Consider the following 17,545-nt stretch of genomic DNA (forward strand, 5'->3'; position numbering starts at 1 on the left):
CTGCCGGCGTCGCCCGCGCAAACCTGTAGGTCGCGGCGGCCAGACGACCTGCGGGAAGCTGACCTGCGGGCCCTACTTGCCGCCCTCGGTGTATTTGGTGACGGCTTCGGCCGTCATGCTGTAGCCGCTGGCGCCCATCATCGAGTCGTTGCGCTCGGTGCGCAGCGGGCCACTGACCCACACGGCATCCATGGCGCGGAACTTGACCGGTGTGCGCGGCCGCACATGCAGGATCTGGTTGGCCGGCGGCGGCGGGGTGTGGATGCAGGCGCCGAAGTACGGCACCAGCAGGAACTCGCTCACCAGGCCCTTGCTTTCCTCCAGCGGCACCACGAAGCCCGGCAGGCGCACCTGAACCCCGTTGAGGGCGGCATTGGTGGGGGCGTTGTTGAGCACGTCCTGCATCTTCTGCAGCAACTCGGCGGCGCGGGGATCGTTGTCCTCCAGCTTGCCGAGGTCGATGTCCTTGAAGTCCTTGGCCGGGTCCCAACCCGGCGGCACCAGCTCGACCCAGGTGATCTGCTTGGCGCCCGCGGCGGGCTTGGCGGGGCTGCTGCTCTTGCCGCCCAACGGGTTGGTGGCCGTGGTGGCTTCGGGCGCCGGGCCGGCGGCCAGGGCTGGGGCGATGGCAAGAGACGCGACGACGCAGGCGCCGGCGAGCAGGGTTCGCGAAAGTAGGGTCGTCATATCAGTTTTCCTCAGCGCTGTCGCGCCACCCGCAGGGCAAGAAACCGGCATCGCTTTTCTGATCGAAGGGCCGCGGAGCAGGCCATGCCAGTGCACCCGCGGAACGGGCTTGGCCCGGCCGCTGGGTGCGCCCCTTGAGGGGGATTGGACTTCCACACGCAGTGAGGAAGTCCAAACGGGGTGGTTTCATTTCAGATCCTGGGAGAGAGCCCGTCGGCCAGCGACAGGCGATAGGCCCGCCAGCCCGGCAGCAGGCTGGCCAGCCAGCCTGCTGCCAGCAGCGCACCGAGCAAGGTCCATTCGTTCAGTGTAGGAGCCGAGATCGTCAGGGCGAGGCCGTAGGTCGATTGCAGCCACGGCCCCAGCAGGGCCAGGGCGACGGCCGCGGCGATGGCGCCCAGCAGCACGCCCAGCGCGGTGACCAGCGCCCCTTCCAGTGCCAACAGCGCCAGCACATGGCGCGCGCCCGCGCCCACGGCGCGCAGCACGGCCAGCTCGCGGCGGCGCTCGTTCAGGCCGGCCAGCACCACCGACACCAGACCTGCCAGGCTGACGATGCCTACCAGGCCCGACAGCACCAGCAGCGCCTTCTCGCCCACGCCGACCACCTGCCACAGCTCGTCCAGCGCCACGCCGGGCAGGATGGCCATCAACGGCTCCTCGGTATAACCGGCCACCCAGCGCTGCACCGCGAACACGGCGGCGCGGCTCTTGAGGCCGACCAGCGCGGCGGTGACGCTCTTGGGGCTGAGGTCGAACTTGCGCACCTGCTCGGCGGGGATCTTGAGCCCCGGCACCGGCACGCCGGCGACCCAGTCGAGGTGGATGGCCTGCATGGCCTCCAGGCCGATGTGCACGGTGCGGTCCACCGGCGTGCCGGTGCGCGCGAGGATGCCGACCACGGTGAAGGGCTTGTCGGCATGCTCGGGCGAGAGCTCGCCGCTGCCGTGCGACAGCGTGATCTTCTGGCCCAGGCGATAGCCCAACTGCTCGGCGACGTCGGCGCCCAGCACCGCGTCGAAAAGCTGCTCGAAGGGTTTGCCTTCGCGCATGGCCAGCGCCTGGCGATCGCCGTAGTGGAAGCGGCTGAAGTACTCGGGCGTGGTGGCCAGCACCGGAAAGCCGTGGTGCGAGTCGCCCAGCGAGATCGGCACCACCCAGGCGACGCCGCGGTGGGCCTGCAGGTCCTGCACGCTCTTCCAGCCCATGTTGTTGGTGGCGGCGCCGATGCGGAATACCGAATACAGCAGCAGCTGCGTGCTGCCCGTGCGCGCGCCGACGATCAGGTCGGTGCCCGAGACGGCCGACGAGAAGTTGTCGCGCAGCTCGGTGCGGATGCGCTCCACGCCCAGCAGCAGCAGGGTGGACAGCGCGATGGAAAACACCGTGAGCGCCAGCGTGAAGCGCCGGTTCCAGGCGCTGCGGGCGGCGATGGCGAACAGCGTCTTCATGCGGCGGAAGCGGCAACGGCCGTCGCGGCCTTGTTGAGCGCGGGCAGGTGCAGCTGGCGCGCAAAACGTTGCGCGATGCGCGGGTCGTGGCTGACCAGCACCAGCGCGCTGCCGGCCTCCTGACAGGCCGCCATCAGCGTGTCGAGAAAGGCCTCGCGGCGCTCCTCATCGAGAGCGGATGTCGGTTCGTCGGCGATCACCAGCTCGGGCCGGCCGACCAGCGCCCGCGCCGCAGCCACGCGCTGCTGCTGGCCCACCGACAGCTGCAGGGCGCTGCGCGACCAGAGCGTGGCATCCAGGCCCATGCGCGCCAGCAGCGCCTCGGCCTGCGCGCGCGAGCCCTCGGCCCGGCGGCGCGGAGAGAAGCGCAGCGGCAGCAGCACGTTGTCCATCACGCTCAGGTACGGCAGCAGGTTGAACTGCTGGAAGATGTAGCCCACGTGGTCCACGCGCCGGCGGTCGCGGGCGCTGCCCCCCAGGCGCGACCAGTCCTGGCCCAGCAGTCGCACTTCGCCGGCATCCGCCAGCAGCACGCCGGCCAGCAGCGACAGCAGCGTGCTCTTGCCGCAGCCGCTCGGGCCGTACAGAAAGACGGGTTCGTCGGCTGCCACAGCCAGGTGGTCGATGTCGATGCAGGGCGCGGCCGCGCCGGGCCAGCCGAAGCGCAGGCTCCGGGCCTCCAGGACGGGGGCGGCGCTCACTTGTCCCAGGTCAGCCGCGCGGCGGGACGGCGCAGCACACGCTTGAACTGGCCCTGCGGCGCGACGATCTCCGCTTCGATCTGCCGCAGGTTCTTGAAGGCGTCGAAGAGTTGCACCTCGATGTAGCGGGCGCGCGAGGCATCGACGCAGTTGAAGGCGAAGCTGGCGTCCAGGTCGGCATGGTCGACGTCCTCCGCGGGCTTCGCAGCGGGTTTGGCTGCGGCCTTGGCATCGCCAACCTTGGCGCCGGCAGCTGGCTTGGCCTCGGCCGCCTTGTCGCCGCTGAGCACGGGCGAATCGAGCTGCACCGGACCGAGCTTGCAGCCGGCCGCCGGATCGATCACGAAGAGCTGATCGGCCGCGCGCAGGCGCTTCGTCATGCTGGCCACGGCCTCGCGCTCGGCATCGGTGCGCGGCGCGCGCTCGAAGCCGAGAAGGCTGTCCAGCGGCGCCTCCATCTCGATGGTGACGGCGGTGCCTTCGATGGCGATGTCCAGCTCCAGCTTGCCGTGCACATGGGCATGCTGGGCGCGGGGGGCAGGCTTCTGCTGCGCCAGGGCTGGCGCGGCGGCGCCGGCCAGCGCCAGGGCGAGGAGGGCGGTGAGATGGCGAAGGGTCATGCGGTTCACGGGTTGGGGCCTTGCCGGGTGGGCAGGCCGGGGGTGTTGCTCCATTCGCTCCAGCTGCCGGCGTACAGGGCCGGCTCGGGCAGGCCGGCGATGCGGGCGGCCAGCACATTGGGCACGGCGCTCACGCCGCTGCCGCAGTGATGGATCGCACCCGTGGCTGCTCGGTCGCCTAGCAGCGCCTCGAACTCGGCGCGCAACTGGTCGGCGTGCTTGAAGCGGCCGTCCGGTCCGATGTTGTCCACGAAGGGCCGGTTCAGCGCGCCGGGCATGTGACCCGCGATCGGGTCCAGCGGTTCCACTTCGCCGCGGTAGCGCGGGCCGGCCCGGGCATCGACGATGGGGGCGGCGCCGCTGTCCATGGCGGCGCGCACGGCGTCGGTGTCGACGAGCTTCACGCGCGGCTCGCCCAGCACGAAATTGCTCTGGAAGTGCGCCGGCTCCTCGCCGCTGGCGACCGGAAGGTCGGCGGCCTGCCAGGCCTGCAGGCCGCCGTCGAGCACGGCGGTGGCAGCGTGGCCGGCCCATTGCAGCATCCACCACAGCCGGCCGCAGTAGTTGGCGCCGTTGCGGTCGTAGACCACCGCCTGCATGTCGTTGGAGAAGCCCACGCTGCCCAGCCAGGCCGCGAAGCGCTCGCGGCTGGGCAGCGGATGCCGGCCACCGGAGGCCGGCCGGTCGGCCTCGTGCGCGACCAGCACGCGGCCGTCATGGCCGGGCGCGCCATGGCGGGCGCTCAGGTGCTGATCCAGGTCGGCATGCAGCGCGCCGGGGATGTGGACCTGCAGCCAGGCCTCGCGGCCGGCATGCGGCTTCATCAGGTCGAAGCTGCAGTCGAAGATCATGAGCCGCGCGTGGCTGTCCTGCAGCGCGCGCAGGTGGTCGACGGAAATGAGGGTGTCGTACATCGGCAAGGCTCCGAAGGCGAAGCCGCCATTGTGGCGCCGGAGCCTGCCCGGCGCCTGAGTGTTCAGTGCTCTTCGGCCGGCGCCTTGGGCACCGCGCGCTGGCGCAGCACCGTGGCTGCGATGCCGCTGCCGATGATCAGCGCGATCCCGCCCCAGCCCGCCGCGTCGATGCGGTCGCCGAAGAGCAGCACGCTGTAGATGGCCGCGAATACGATGCCGGAGTACTGCAGGTTGGCCACCACCAGGGTCGCCGCCTGCGTCTTCGCACTGGCATACGCGCGGGTGAGGCACAGCTGCCCAAGAGCAGCGAGCACGCCCACCGGCAGCAGCCAGATCGCATGCGACCACGACCAGGCCGACCAGCCGGTGAACAGCGTCCACAGGGCGCCCGCCACCATCGATCCGACAGCGAAGTAGAAGACCGTGCGCGTCTCGGGCTCGCCGATGCGCGACAGCGCGATCACCTGCATGTACGCAAAGGCCGCGGCCATGCCCGACAGCAGCCCGACCAGGCCGGCGAAGGCGTCCGTGCCGTGCACCGAGGGCTTGAGCAGCAGCACCACCCCCGCGAAGCCGGCCAGCACCGTGAGTGCCAGCGGGCCCTGCATGGGCGGCAGCGGCACCCGTCCGCCACGGCCTGGCACCGGCGCCCAGGCCAACAGCGCGCCGCCCACCAGGAAGGCCGCGACCCAGATGCTGCTCATGTAGTTGAGCGTCATGGCGGTGGCCAGCGGCAGGTTGGCGATGGCGTACCACCAGGCGCCCAGCGAGGCGGTGCCGATCACGCTGCGCCACGCATGCATGCCGGGATAGCGCGTGGCCAGCGACACCTTCTGCCGGCGCGCCAGCACGGCGATGAAGATCATGCCGATCACACCGCGCCAGAACACCAGCTCGGCGCTGGTGAACCAGGCCGAGGCGATCTTCACGCACACGCCCATGGTCGCGAAGAACAGGGCCGAAGCGACCATCCACAGGCTTTGCATGCGCGGGTCAGTTCTCCTGTCTGGCGTCGATGGGGCAGGCCGCCGCGGCTCAGCCGCGGGCGCCGTCCAGGCAGGCTCGGGCTGCGGCGCTGGCGGTCATCTGCGTGCGGTACCACTCGTGGAAGTGCTGCATGCCGTCTTCCATCGGACTCTGGTAGGGGCCGACTTCGTTGTCGCCGCGCTCGAAGAGGGCGCGGCGGCCGGCGTCCATGCGCTCGCCGATCTCGTCGTCCTCGATGCAGGTCTCCATGTAGGCGGCCTGCTGCGCCTCGACGAACTCGCGCTCGAAGTGGGCGATCTCCTCGGGGTAGTAGAACTCGACCACGTTCATGGTCTTGTGCGGCCCCATGGGATGCAGCGTCGACACGGTCAGCACATGCGGATACCACTCCAACATGATGTGCGGGTAGTAGGTCAGCCAGATGGCGCCGAACTCGGGCGGGCGGCCGCTGCGGTAGCGCAGCAGCTCGTCGTGCCAGCGCTCGTACACCGGGCTGCCCGCGCGCCCCAGGCGGTTGGCCACGCCCACGGTCTGCACCGAATACTGCGGCTTGAACTCCCAGCGCAGATCGTCGCAGGTCACGAAGTTGCCCAGGCCCGGATGGAAGGGGCCGACGTGGTAGTCCTCCAGATAGACCTCGATGAAGGTCTTCCAGTTGTAGTTGCACTCGTGCATCTCGACCCGGTCGAGCACGTAGCCGTCGAAGTTCAGGTGGGCGCGCGGGCCCATGCCTGCCAGGTCGGCCTCGATGTCGCGGCCGTTGTCCTCGAACAGCAGGCCGTTCCACTCGCGCAGGCCGTAGGTATGCAGGTTGAGGCAGGGGTCCTGGGCGAAATGCGGCGCGCCCAGCAGCGTGCCGGTGGGCGAGGGGCCGGCGGCGTTGTAGGTCCAGCGGTGCAGCGGGCAGACGATGTGGCCGCCGCTCTGGCGCGGCAGCTCGCCCTTGCCGCGCAGGATCACGGCCTGGCGGTGGCGGCAGACATTGGAGATCAGCTCGACGCCGCGCGGCGTGTGCACCAGCGCGCGGCCTTCGCCTTCCTGCGGCAGCGTGTGGTAGCTGCCGGCTTCGGGCACCCACAGCTTGTGGCCCACGTAGCGTGGGCCCTGCTTGAAGAGTGTTTCCATTTCGCTCGCATAGAGCGCCTCGTCGAAATAGCTGGAGACCGGAAGTTGGCTCGAAGCCTGCTGCAGTCGAAGACTTAAATCAGACATGGGTGACCTGACCAAGCTCCCCACAGGGAGGTAACGCGAAGTGGAAACCCCTGCTTTGCTCCGCCCGGAAGGGGTGGCCTCCTTGAGGATTGGGCAGAAAAAACGAAGCCGGCTGGCGCCGGCACAGGGAATGAGCTCGAATTGTACCCCGGTTTTATCCAGGGCCGATGACCGCGACCGGCGAACGCGCTGGTCCCGCCCACGGCCGACAGGCGGCTCGGACGGGGCCTCCTAGAATCGTGCGTTTCACCTTCCGACAACCTTCCGAATGCCCAAGGCCGCCCCCGCAGCCGCGCCTGCGCCCGACATCGCCGACCTGCCCGCCAGCTACGAGGCAGGTTTGCAGGAACTGGAGCAACTGGTGGCCGCGCTCGAATCGGGCCAGCTTCCCCTCGACCAGTTGCTCGCCGGCTACCAGCGCGGTGCGCGCCTGCTGGCCTTCTGCCGCGAACGCCTGCAGGCCGTGGAAGAGCAGATCAAGGTGCTGGACGCCGGCAACCTCAAGCCATGGACAGGCGCCTGATGGCCGCGTCTGCCTGGACGCCGGTCGAACTCGCGGCCTGGATGCGCCCGCAGTTGGCGCGTGTGGAAGCTGCGCTCGCGCAGTGGGTGGGCGCCGGGGCGCCGTCTTCGCTGGCCAAGCCCATGCGTTACGCCGTGCTCGATGGCGGCAAGCGCCTGCGGCCGCTGCTGGTGCTGGCTGCCGCACGGGCCGCTGGCTCGGCCGGCGTGCCGGCCTGGCTGGACGAGGCGGCCCTGCGCGCGGCCTGTGGCGTCGAGCTGATCCATGCCTATTCGCTGGTGCACGACGACATGCCCTGCATGGACAACGACGTGCTGCGCCGGGGCAAGCCAACGGTGCATGTGCGCTTCGGCGAAGCGGGTGCGCTGCTGGCCGGGGATGCCCTGCAGGCGCAGGCCTTCGAGCTGATCGCGCCGTTGGACGGCGCCGCCGCGGCGGTGCCCGCGCAGGTGCAGGCCCGTCTCGTCGCGCTGCTGGCGCGCGGCGCCGGTGCCTGCGGCATGGCCGGCGGCCAGGCCATCGACCTGGCCAGCGTCGGCCGTCGGCTGGACGAGGCGCAGCTGCGCGAGATGCACCGCCTCAAGACCGGCGCCCTGCTGCAGGCCAGCGTCGAGATGGGCGCCGCGTGCGCGGGCGAGCTGCCTGTGGCCGCGGCCCAGGGCCTGCGCGCCTTCGGCGCCGCCATCGGCCTCGCCTTCCAGGTCGTGGATGACGTGCTCGACGTCACGGCCGATTCCGCCACCCTGGGCAAGACGGCCGGCAAGGACGCCGCCGCCGACAAGCCCACCTACGTCGCCCTGCTGGGCCTGGACGGCGCCCGCGCCGAAGCGGACCGCCTGCTGGCCCAGGCGCTGGCCGCGCTCGATGCCAGCGGCCTGGCCGACACCGCCGCACTGGCCGCCCTGGCCCACATGGTCGTCGCGCGCGACCGGTAGCCTTTTTCGAACATCGCCCCATGGCACCTCTTCTCCCCACGATCCACGATCCCGCCGACCTGCGCCGCCTGCCGCGCGAGCAGCTGCGCCAGCTGGCCGACGAGGTGCGTGCCTGCGTGCTCGACAACGTGTCGCGCACCGGCGGCCACCTCAGCTCCAACCTCGGTACTGTCGAGCTCACCGTGGCGCTGCACTATGTCTTCGACACGCCCGAGGACCGCATCGTGTGGGACGTGGGCCACCAGACCTATCCGCACAAGATCCTCACCGGCCGGCGCGAGCGCATGCCCACGCTGCGCCAGCAGGGCGGCATCTCGGGCTTTCCGCAGCGCACCGAGAGCGTCTACGACACCTTCGGCACGGCGCACTCGTCGACCAGCATCTCGGCTGCCCTTGGCATGGCTCTGGCCGCGCGCCAGAAGGGCGAGACACGCCATGCCATCGCGGTGATCGGCGACGGCGCGATGACGGCCGGCATGGCCTTCGAGGCGCTGAACAACGCGGGCGTGTACGACGACGCCCGGCTCCTGGTGATCCTGAACGACAACGACATGTCGATCAGCCCGCCCGTGGGCGCGCTCAACCGGTATCTGGCGCAGCTGATGAGCGGTCAGTTCTACGCGGCGGCCAAGGAAGTCGGCAAGAGCGTGCTCAAGGCGGCGCCGCCACTGTTCCAGCTGGCCAAGCGGCTGGAGGAGCAGGCCAAGGGCATGGTGGTGCCGGCCACGCTGTTCGAGAAGTTCGGCTTCAACTACATCGGGCCGATCGATGGCCACGATCTCGACTCGCTGATTCCCACGCTGGAGAACCTCAAGCAGCTCAAGGGCCCGCAGTTCCTGCATGTGGTCACGCGCAAGGGCCAGGGCTATAAGCTGGCCGAGGCCGACCCCGTGGCCTATCACGGCCCGGGCAAGTTCGATCCGTCCATCGGCCTGGTCAAGCCCGCCGCCGCGCCCAAGAAGACCTTCACCCAGGTCTTCGGCCAGTGGCTGTGCGACATGGCCGCCAAGGACGGCCGGCTGGTGGGCATCACGCCCGCCATGCGCGAGGGCTCGGGCCTGGTGGAGTTCGAACAGCAGTTCCCCGAGCGCTACTACGACGTCGGCATCGCCGAGCAGCATGCCGTGACCTTTGCGGGTGGCCTCGCCTGCGAAGGGCTCAAGCCGGTGGTCGCCATCTATTCGACCTTCCTGCAGCGCGCCTACGACCAGTTGATCCACGACGTGGCGATCCAGAATCTGCCGGTGGTCTTCGCGCTGGACCGCGCGGGCCTGGTGGGCGCCGACGGCGCCACGCATGCGGGGGCCTACGACATCCCCTTCCTGCGCTGCGTGCCTAACATGGCCGTGGCCTGTCCGGCGGACGAGGCCGAGTGCCGGCAACTGCTGTCCACCGCCTTCGCGCAGAACCATCCGGTGGCCGTGCGCTATCCGCGCGGCGCGGGCGTGGGCACCGTGCCTTCGCTGTCGCTCGATGCCCTTCCCTACGGCAAGGGGGAGGTGCGCCGCCAGGGCCGGCGCATCGCCATCCTCGCCTTCGGCACGCTGCTCTATCCGGCGCTCGAGGCCGGCCAGGCGCTCGATGCCACGGTCGTCAACATGCGCTGGGCCAAGCCCCTGGACGAGGCGTTGCTGCGCGAGGTGGCCGAGGGCCACGAGGCGCTGGTGACGATCGAAGAGGGGGCCATCATGGGCGGTGCGGGCAGCGCCGTGCTCGAGGCCTTGCAGGCCGCGGGCATCCAGCGTTCCGTACTGCAGCTGGGCCTGCCCGACCGCTTCATCGAGCATGGTGACCCGGCCCGCCTGCTGGCCGGGCTGGGGCTGGATGCCGCGGGCATCCGCAGCGCCATCGAGGCGCGCTTCGGCAGTGCCTGATCCGCGCGCTGCGCGGGCGCGTTCCGGGCACCGCAAGGGGAAACCCCACGGGGCCGCCGGGTGCATCTTTTTAGAATCGGCCCTCTTCAGAGTCGACAACGCGGCCACGGGCCGCGTTCGTATTTCAGCTGTTCAACGGAGTCAAGCTCATGGATCGTCGTTCCATCATCAAAAATGCCGGCCTCGCTGGTGTCCTGGCCGCCGGTGTGGCGCCAGCGGTGCACGCGCAGGCCGCAGTGCGCTGGCGCCTCGCATCGAGCTTCCCTCGTTCGCTCGACACCATCTTCGGCAGCGCCGAAATGCTGTCCAAGACGATCAAGGCCATGTCGGGTGGCAAGTTCGAGATCACCGTGCACCCCGCCGGTGAACTGATGCCGGCCTTCGGCGTCGTCGATGCGCTGCAAGGCGACACCATCGAGATGGCCCAGTCCGCCGCCTATTACTTCACCGGCAAGGACCCGGTCTTCGCCTTCAGCTGCGCCGTGCCCTTCGGCCTGACCGCGCGTCAGAACACCGCGTGGAAGGACTACGGCGGTGGCCGCAAGCTGCTCGACGACTTCTTCGCCAAGTACAACTTCCGCACCGCCAGCGCCGGCAACACCGGCACGCAGATGGGCGGCTGGTACCGCAAGGAAATCAAGACCGTCGAGGACCTCAAGGGTCTGAAGATGCGCATGGGCGGCGGCGTGTTCGGCGAAGCGATGCAGAAGCTCGGCGTGGTGCCGCAGAACATGCCGGCCGGCGACGTGTACCAGGCGCTCGAGAAGGGCACGCTGGACGCCGCCGAATTCGTCGGTCCCTACGACGACGCCAAGCTGGGCTTCAACAAGGTCGCGCCCTACTACTACTACCCCGGCTGGTGGGAAGGCGGCGCCGACCTGGAGTTCTTCATCAATGTGAAGAAGTTCAACGCGCTGTCCGACGAGAACAAGGCGATCCTCAACGCCGCGATGGCCGTGGCGGCCACCGACATGACCGCCAAGTACGACGCCTACAACCCCATCGCTCTGAAGAAGCTGGTGGCCGAAAAGACCCAACTAAAGGCCTTCCCCAAGGCCGTGATGGACGCGGGTTTCAAGTCGTCGATGGAGGTCTTCGCCGACCACGAAGCCAAGTCGCCGGAGTTCAAGGCCATCCACCAGAGCATGCGCGCCTTCCAGCGCGACCAGATCCTGTGGAACCGCTTCTCGGAGTACCCGTTCAACCAGTACATGAACGGCGTCAAGATCTGACGAAGGCGCGGGCGCCGAGCCTGCCGGATGGCGGGCTCGTCGGCTTGATGCACGCACAACAAAAAAGCCGCGCAGTGCGCGGCTTTTTTGCGTCTGTCGTCATGGCCCTCGGTGGTGACCGCGAGTCCCGCGCCGACATCGCGCAAGGCGCGGCGTCCGGCGCAGGCGCCCGCAATGGACGCGGGCGGGCAGGCGGTGGCTAGTTGGAAGGCTGCGCCCGCTTGAGCGCCTCTTCCATCGCCTTGACCGGATCGTCCGGGGTGGACGCCGGCGCGTCCGCGTCGGGTGCGGCGGGTGCCGCCTCCGGGGAAGCCGGTGCCGCGGGGGGCGAGTCACCGCCCGGCGCGGGCGTGCCGCCGTAGGGCTCTTCGCCGCTGCCGTAGCCGGCATCCGGCGAGGCCCCGCCGCCTTCGGGCTGCAGGCTCTCGCGCATCTGGTCGCCGATGCTCTTGAGGTCGTAGTTCTGGGCCTTGTCGAGGCTGCCCGTGACCAAGTTGGGGAACGAGATCATCACGCCGACCATCACCAGCTGGATCAGCACGAAGGGAATGGCGCCCTTGTAGATCTGCATGGTGGTGACAGGCTGCATCACCGTGCGGGTCACACGGTCCACGTACGGCTTGTCCGGCGCCACCGAGCGCAGGAAGAACAGCGCGAAGCCGAAGGGCGGGTGCATGAAGGAGGTCTGCATGTTCATCGCCAGCAGCACGCCGAACCAGATCAGGTCGATGCCCAGCTTGTCGGCCACGGGCGCCAGCAGCGGCACCACGATGAACGACAGCTCGAAGTAGTCGAGGAAGAAGGCCAGGAAGAAGATCAGCAGGTTCACCGCGACCAGGAAGCCCACCTGGCCGCCCGGCAGGCTGGCCAGCAGGTGCTCGACCCAGATCGGCCCGTCCGCCGCCTGGAAGACCAGGCTGAAGATGGTCGCGCCGATCAGGATGAACATGACGAAGCTGCCGAGCTTGGTGGTGGCGGCCAGCGCCTGCTTGAGCAGCGTCATGTCCAGCCGCCCGCGCGCCCAGCCCATGATGAGCGCGCCGATGGCGCCCATCGCCCCGCCTTCGGTCGGCGTGGCGATGCCCAGGAAGATCGTGCCGAGCACCAGGAAGATCAGCAGCAGCGGCGGGATGAGCACGAAGGTCACGCGCTCGGCCAGCCTGGACAGCAGCCCCAGCCGCAGGTACTTGTTGAGCAGGGCGATCACCAGCGCGACGAAGGTGCCGCCGCACATCGCCACGACCACCTTTTCGTCCGTGGCGACCGAGGTCACCGTCTGGCCACTCCACCAGCTGTGCACGTCGGTCAGGTGGCGCGCGACCAGCACCGACACGACAAAGGAGATGACCATGAGCACCAGCAGCGAGCGATAGCCACCGCTGCCGTCGGGCTCGCGGTAGATGCGGGCCTCGGCGGGCAGCGCCGGCACGCTGGCGGGCCGGAAGATGGCGAGGAAGGCCACGTACAGCACATAGCAGCCCACCAGCATGAAGGCCGGCACGAAGGCGCCCTTGTACATGTCGCCCACGCTCTTGCCGAGCTGGTCGGCCATGATGATCAGCACCAGCGAGGGCGGGATGATCTGGGCCAGCGTGCCCGATGCCGCGATCACGCCGCTGCTGAAGCGGCGGTCATAGCCGTAGCGCAGCATGATGGGCAGCGAGATCAGGCCCATCGAGATGACCGAGGCAGCCACCACGCCGGTGGTGGCGGCCAGCAGCGCGCCGACGAAGACCACGGCCAGCGCCAGGCCCCCGCGCATGGGGCCGAACACCTGCCCGACGGTGTCGAGCAGGTCCTCCGCCATGCCGCTGCGCTCCAGGATGAGCCCCATCAGCGTGAAGAAGGGCACCGCGAGCAGCGTGTCGTTGGCCATGATGCCGATCAGGCGCTGCGGCAGCCAGGCCATCACCGAGGACTGGAACACCCCCAGTTCGATGCCGATGAGGCCGAAGGTCAGCCCGCAGGCGCCCAGGCTGAAGGCCACCGGAAATCCCAGCAGCAGGAAGCAGATGAGCCCCGCGAACATGATCGGGGCGAAATTGGCGGTGATGAACTCCACGTCGTGTGCTCCCGTCCGTTCAGCGTGCCTGCGGCGCCGTGGCGGCCGTGTTGGCGTTGCGGGCGTCGGCTTCGGCGCGCTGGCGCAGCACCTCGGCCAGTTCTTCCTCGGCGGTCTTCTCGCCGGGCTTGACGGTCGGGTCAGGGCCATCGCCTGTGAGGAAGGCGATGCGCTTGATCAGCTCGGACCAGCCCTGCAGCAGCAGCAGCGTGAAGCCGATCGGCAACGCCAGCCACACCGGCCAGCGGATCAGTCCGCCGGGATTGCCCGACATCTCGCCCGAGGCGAACTTCTGCATCGTCATGGGCACCGTGTAGTACAGCACCAGCAGGCACACCGGCGTGAGGAAGGCCGCGAAGCCGACGATGTCGATCCAGATCTGCGCTTTCTTGGGCAGGCGGCTGTTGAGCACATCGATGCGCACATGCTCGCGGTTGAGCAGCGTGAAGCCCGCGGCGACCAGGAAGGACCAGGCGAACAGGTACCACTGCACCTCGAGGAAGGCATTGGAACTGGTGTTGAAGATGTAGCGCACCAGCGCGTTGAGCGCACTGATGGCCGTTGACGCCATGATCAGCCAGATCACGACCTTGCCCACCTGCGCATTGAGCCAGTCGATGGCGCGCGAGAGCCTCAGCAAGCCTTGCATGTCTACTCCATTTTTGAATTGGGCCTTTCAGATACGAAGACACCCGGCGCGCTGGCGTTGTGGGCCGCGAGCCGGGTGCGAAAGGCGGGCGGATTCTAAGGGGCCGCGCCGCGTCGACCATGAGGCGAACCCCCAGCCTGTGCGGGCCTGCAGCAGTGCATGTCGGCGCGTCCCGGACCGCGGGCCGCGCGGTCTTCGCCAAGGCGGCTTGGGTCGTCCCGCATGGTGCGGGCGCGCAAGGACTCAGCGCTCGGTCGGGCCGCGTCCCACCATCGCGCGGATGCGCTCGATGAGTTCCTCGATGGCGAAGGGCTTGGCGATCATGTCCATGCCGGGCGCGAGGAACTCCGACCGGATCGCGGCGCGCGCGGCATAGCCGGTCATGAACAGCACCTGCAGGCCAGGCCGCTGCTGGCGGGCGATCTCCGCCACCTGCCGGCCATTGAGGCCGGGCAGGCCCACATCGCTCACCAGCAGGTCGATGCGGCGGTTCGACTGCAGGATGGGCAGCGCCGACGGACCGTCCGCGGCCTCCAGCGTTTGGTAGCCCAGATCGACCAGCACCTCGCGAACCAGCAGGCGCACGCCTGGGTCGTCCTCCACCAGCAGCACGACCTCGCCCTCGGTCGCCAGCGGCCTGCCTGCATCGCGGCTCGCCTCCGGCTGCTCGGAGGGCGGCTCGTCGGAGCAGGGCAGGTACAGGTCCACGCGGGTGCCCTGGTCCGGCACGCTGTCGATGCGCACATGGCCGCCCGACTGCTGGGCGAAGCCGTAGACCATCGACAGCCCGAGCCCGGTGCCCTGGCCGATCGGCTTGGTGGTGAAGAAGGGATCGAAGGCCTTGGCCAGTACGTCGCGGGGCATGCCGCTGCCGGTGTCGGCCACGGTGATGCGGACATAGTGGCCGGGGCGCAGCGGCTCCATCTCGCCGTCCTTCACCGCCAGGTGTGCCGTGGCGATGCGCAGCAGGCCGCCCGAAGGCATGGCGTCGCGCGCGTTGATGGCCAGGTTGAGGATGGCGCTCTCCAGCTGGCTTTCGTCGCCGACCGCCAGGCAGGCCTGGGCTTCCAGCGCCACGTCCAGGCGCACATGCTCGCCCAGTGTGCGGCGCAGCATCTCCTCCATGGAGCGCACGAGATGGTTGACGTCCAGCGGCTTCGGATCGAGCGACTGGCGGCGCGAGAAGGCCAGCAGCCGCTGCACCAGCGAGGCGGCGCGGTGGGCCGATTGGGTGGCGCTGTCCATGAAGCGCTCCAGCCCCTCGGTCTGGCCCTGGGCCACGCGCCGCCGCATCACCTCGATGGCGCCGGTGATGCCCTGGAGCATGTTGTTGAAGTCGTGCGCGATGCCGCCGGTGAGCTGGCCGATGGCCTCCATCTTCTGGCTGTGGCGCAGCCGCGCCTCGGACTCGCGCAGCGCCGTCACGTCGCGGCCGACCGCATGCAGATAGGGCGCGTCGGGCACGGCCGTCCATGACAGCGTGCGGTAGCTGCCGTCGCGGTGGCGCATCCGGCCTTCGTAGCGCAGCGTGGGGATGCCCTGCGCCAGCCGCTCGAACTCGCGTTCGGCGGCAGCCAGGTCCTCGGGATGCGAATAGTCCAGCAGCTGGCCACCCAGCAGTTCCTCCTCGCGCCAACCGAGGATGGCGTACCAGGCCGGGTTGACGTGCAGGATGCGGCCTCCCAGGTCGGCGATCACCATCACGTCGGTGGACAGCTGCCACAGCCGGTCGCGGTCACGCGTGCGTTCCTCCACCCGCTGCGCCAGGGTGGAGTTCATGGCCTCCAGTTGCGCCTGTGCGGCCTTCTGGTCCTCGATGTCGGTGGTGGTGCCGATCCAGCGCATGCTGCCGTCGCCACCCTGCACGGGCTGAGCGCGCACCAATTGCCAGCGCCACTGACCATCATGGCGGCGCAGGCGCAGCTCGGTGCTGTAGGGCGTCAGGGTGGTGCAGGCACGGGCCCAGGCGGCCCGCATCGAGGCGTGGTCCTCGGGGTGCAGGGTCGCCAGCCATCGGTGGCCAAGGAGCTCGTCCGGGCGGGCACCGGTGTAGTCGAGCACCTGCTGGTTGACCCAGTCCAGCGCGCCGTCGGGGCCCGCCGTCCACACCTGGTTGGGCACGGCCTGGGCGAGGGCGCGAAAGCGCGCCTCGCTTTCGCGCAGGGTGGCCTGGGCCAAATGGCTCACGGTCACGTCCTGCACCACGCCGCGCATGAGCAAGGGCGCGCCGGTGCTGTCGCGCACGATCTCGGCGCGGCGCCAGATCCAGCGCAGCCGGCCGTCGTCGGCGCGGCGGATGCGGTACTCGACATCGAGCGGCGCGCTGCCGTCGCTGCGGCTGTGGGTGTCGGACATGCCCTCCGCCTCGCCGGGCACCTTCAGGGTTTCCAGCATCGACGAGGGCACGGGTGCGGCATGGGCCGGCAGGCCGAAGGCGCGGAAGAAGCCCGGCGAGGCAGTGACGGTGTCGGCCGGAATGTCCAGCACGAACACGCCCACGCCGCCGGCCGCCTGGGCCAGCCGCCATTGCTCTTCCATCTCGCGCAGGTGGGCCTCGCTGGCCGCCAGGCGGCGCGTGGCGTTCACGCGGGCCGTGGTCTCCTTGACGATGCACAGCACCCCGCAGATGCGGCCGTCGTGCTCGCGCACGGGCGAGTAGGAGATGTCGAAGAACACGTCTTCCATCTGCCCGTGGCGGTTGATGCGGAAGGGCCGGTCCTGGGCGGCGACCGTCTCGCCGAAGTGCAGCACGCGGTCCAGCAGCGGCTGCAGGTCGTCCCACAACTCGCTCCAGTGTTCCTGGCCCGGGCGACCGAAGGCCGTGGGATGCTTGTTGCCGATGGTGGGCGCGTAGGCGTCGTTGTAGAAGGCGACGTAGTCCTGGCCCCAGAACAGCACGATCTCCGCCTGCGAAGGCAGCATCATGTCGATGAGCATGCGCAGTGTCGGCGGCCACTCGGAGGCCGGCCCGAGGGGGCAGCGCTCGGCGGTCAGGGCGCGCGCCAGGGCGGCGCACTCGCCTCGGACGAAGGGCCAGTGGGTGGGGACGGATGCGGCGCGCATAGGTCGCGGGAATGCGGCCGGATTATGGTGGCGGCACGGGGCGGCCGATGTCAGCGGATCACGCGTTATGGCCCGTCCCGGCCTGGCGGCTGCGCATGCGTTCGATCCACTGGGCCAGGCTGAAGTGGGCGCCGGTGCCGGCGTCCCGGGCGATGCGGATGCGGCCGATCGACAGCGTGCGCAGGTCCTCGCGCTCCGTGCCGCGCGCGATGATGACCTGGCGGTACAGGTCCAGCCGTTCGACCGTGATCACCCGGTCCGAGGCCTGGCCGTAGATGTCCGTGTACTGGATGCGCAGCGTCGGATGCGGGTTGTCGTACAGCGCGGTGTTCGCCACCGGCGGGGCCGCCGCGGGCGACGGCACGGGGGCACTGGGAACGGCGCCGGTGCTGCGGCCTTGCAGCGGCATGGCGAGGGTGCCCGAGCGCGAGCGGGCCGTGTCGATGCGGTGGTGGCGCTGCCGCCAGGCGCGCGATCCATCCCACAGGCGCCAGGCCAGGGCCGCCAGCCCCATGACCACGGCCGACGCCAGCATCCAGTGTTCCCAGCGGCCGAAGCTCAGCGGTTGCATGGCGTCCTCCCAATGCGGATGGCACCGCCACCCCGCGCCAGGGGCTGCAGGCGCAGCGCCCCCG

The 17,545-nt window shown here is 69.7% G+C and carries 15 protein-coding genes; 4 read left to right on the forward strand and 11 right to left on the reverse strand.

Translation table 11 applies throughout. The features are described from left to right. Positions 1-72 precede the first annotated feature (72 nt). From ABIC63_RS19065 to ABIC63_RS19095, 7 genes are all read right to left on the reverse strand, one after another. On the reverse strand, positions 73-687 hold the full coding sequence (locus tag ABIC63_RS19065) for a DUF3299 domain-containing protein (RefSeq protein ID WP_294373057.1): 615 nt from the start codon (positions 685-687) through the stop codon (positions 73-75). A 191-nt stretch (positions 688-878) separates the two neighbouring features. After that, positions 879-2,138, reverse strand: a complete 1,260-nt coding sequence (locus ABIC63_RS19070; RefSeq protein WP_294373059.1) for an ABC transporter permease — start codon at positions 2,136-2,138, stop codon at positions 879-881. Further along, positions 2,135-2,839 carry an ABC transporter ATP-binding protein gene (locus ABIC63_RS19075; RefSeq protein ID WP_354320961.1) on the reverse strand — a complete coding sequence of 235 codons (705 nt, stop codon included), beginning with the start codon at positions 2,837-2,839 and terminating at the stop codon, positions 2,135-2,137. The genes ABIC63_RS19070 and ABIC63_RS19075 overlap by 4 nt, the downstream gene beginning before the upstream one ends. After that, positions 2,836-3,459 carry a DUF2796 domain-containing protein gene (locus tag ABIC63_RS19080; protein WP_354320962.1) on the reverse strand — a complete coding sequence of 208 codons (624 nt, stop codon included), beginning with the start codon at positions 3,457-3,459 and terminating at the stop codon, positions 2,836-2,838. The genes ABIC63_RS19075 and ABIC63_RS19080 overlap by 4 nt, the downstream gene beginning before the upstream one ends. Positions 3,460-3,464: 5 nt before the next feature. Continuing rightward, positions 3,465-4,373 (reverse strand): sulfurtransferase, encoded by a 909-nt coding sequence (locus ABIC63_RS19085; RefSeq protein ID WP_354320963.1) that lies wholly within the window; start codon positions 4,371-4,373, stop codon positions 3,465-3,467. Between the two features lie 62 nt (positions 4,374-4,435). Then, positions 4,436-5,359, reverse strand: a complete 924-nt coding sequence (locus ABIC63_RS19090; RefSeq protein WP_354320964.1) for a DMT family transporter — start codon at positions 5,357-5,359, stop codon at positions 4,436-4,438. A 49-nt stretch (positions 5,360-5,408) separates the two neighbouring features. Beyond that, entirely contained in the window at positions 5,409-6,572 is a 1,164-nt protein-coding gene (locus tag ABIC63_RS19095; protein ID WP_354320965.1) for an aromatic ring-hydroxylating oxygenase subunit alpha, read from the reverse strand. 268 nt (positions 6,573-6,840) lie between these two features. Here ABIC63_RS19095 and xseB point away from each other — a divergent pair, with 268 nt between their 5' ends. The 4 genes from xseB to ABIC63_RS19115 all read left to right on the forward strand — a co-directional run bounded on the left by xseB (position 6,841) and on the right by ABIC63_RS19115 (position 11,136). Continuing rightward, entirely contained in the window at positions 6,841-7,095 is a 255-nt protein-coding gene (gene xseB / locus ABIC63_RS19100) for an exodeoxyribonuclease VII small subunit (RefSeq protein ID WP_354320966.1), read from the forward strand. Further along, complete coding sequence (locus ABIC63_RS19105; RefSeq protein ID WP_354320967.1) at positions 7,095-8,030, forward strand: polyprenyl synthetase family protein; 936 nt, start codon at positions 7,095-7,097, stop codon at positions 8,028-8,030. Before xseB ends, ABIC63_RS19105 begins: the two co-directional genes overlap by 1 nt. Positions 8,031-8,050: 20 nt before the next feature. Further along, the gene (dxs, locus tag ABIC63_RS19110; RefSeq protein ID WP_354320968.1) at positions 8,051-9,904 is read left to right on the forward strand and encodes a 1-deoxy-D-xylulose-5-phosphate synthase; all 1,854 of its coding nucleotides are present in this window, start codon (positions 8,051-8,053) and stop codon (positions 9,902-9,904) included. 149 nt (positions 9,905-10,053) lie between these two features. After that, complete coding sequence (locus ABIC63_RS19115) at positions 10,054-11,136, forward strand: TRAP transporter substrate-binding protein (protein ID WP_017762306.1); 1,083 nt, start codon at positions 10,054-10,056, stop codon at positions 11,134-11,136. Between the two features lie 199 nt (positions 11,137-11,335). On the opposite strand, the gene ABIC63_RS19120 is transcribed toward ABIC63_RS19115, so the two are convergent. From ABIC63_RS19120 to ABIC63_RS19135, 4 genes are all read right to left on the reverse strand, one after another. Beyond that, positions 11,336-13,198 (reverse strand): TRAP transporter large permease, encoded by a 1,863-nt coding sequence (locus tag ABIC63_RS19120; protein ID WP_354320969.1) that lies wholly within the window; start codon positions 13,196-13,198, stop codon positions 11,336-11,338. A 19-nt stretch (positions 13,199-13,217) separates the two neighbouring features. Further along, positions 13,218-13,847, reverse strand: a complete 630-nt coding sequence (locus ABIC63_RS19125) for a TRAP transporter small permease subunit (RefSeq protein WP_354320970.1) — start codon at positions 13,845-13,847, stop codon at positions 13,218-13,220. A gap of 243 nt (positions 13,848-14,090) precedes the next feature. Continuing rightward, complete coding sequence (locus ABIC63_RS19130) at positions 14,091-16,910, reverse strand: PAS domain S-box protein (protein ID WP_354320971.1); 2,820 nt, start codon at positions 16,908-16,910, stop codon at positions 14,091-14,093. Positions 16,911-16,968: 58 nt separating this feature from the next. After that, on the reverse strand, positions 16,969-17,481 hold the full coding sequence (locus ABIC63_RS19135; RefSeq protein ID WP_294373082.1) for a hypothetical protein: 513 nt from the start codon (positions 17,479-17,481) through the stop codon (positions 16,969-16,971). Positions 17,482-17,545: the final 64 nt, after the last annotated feature.

The sequence above is a fragment of the Pseudacidovorax sp. 1753 genome, from assembly GCF_040544975.1.
Taxonomy (GTDB): domain Bacteria; phylum Pseudomonadota; class Gammaproteobacteria; order Burkholderiales; family Burkholderiaceae_C; genus Xenophilus.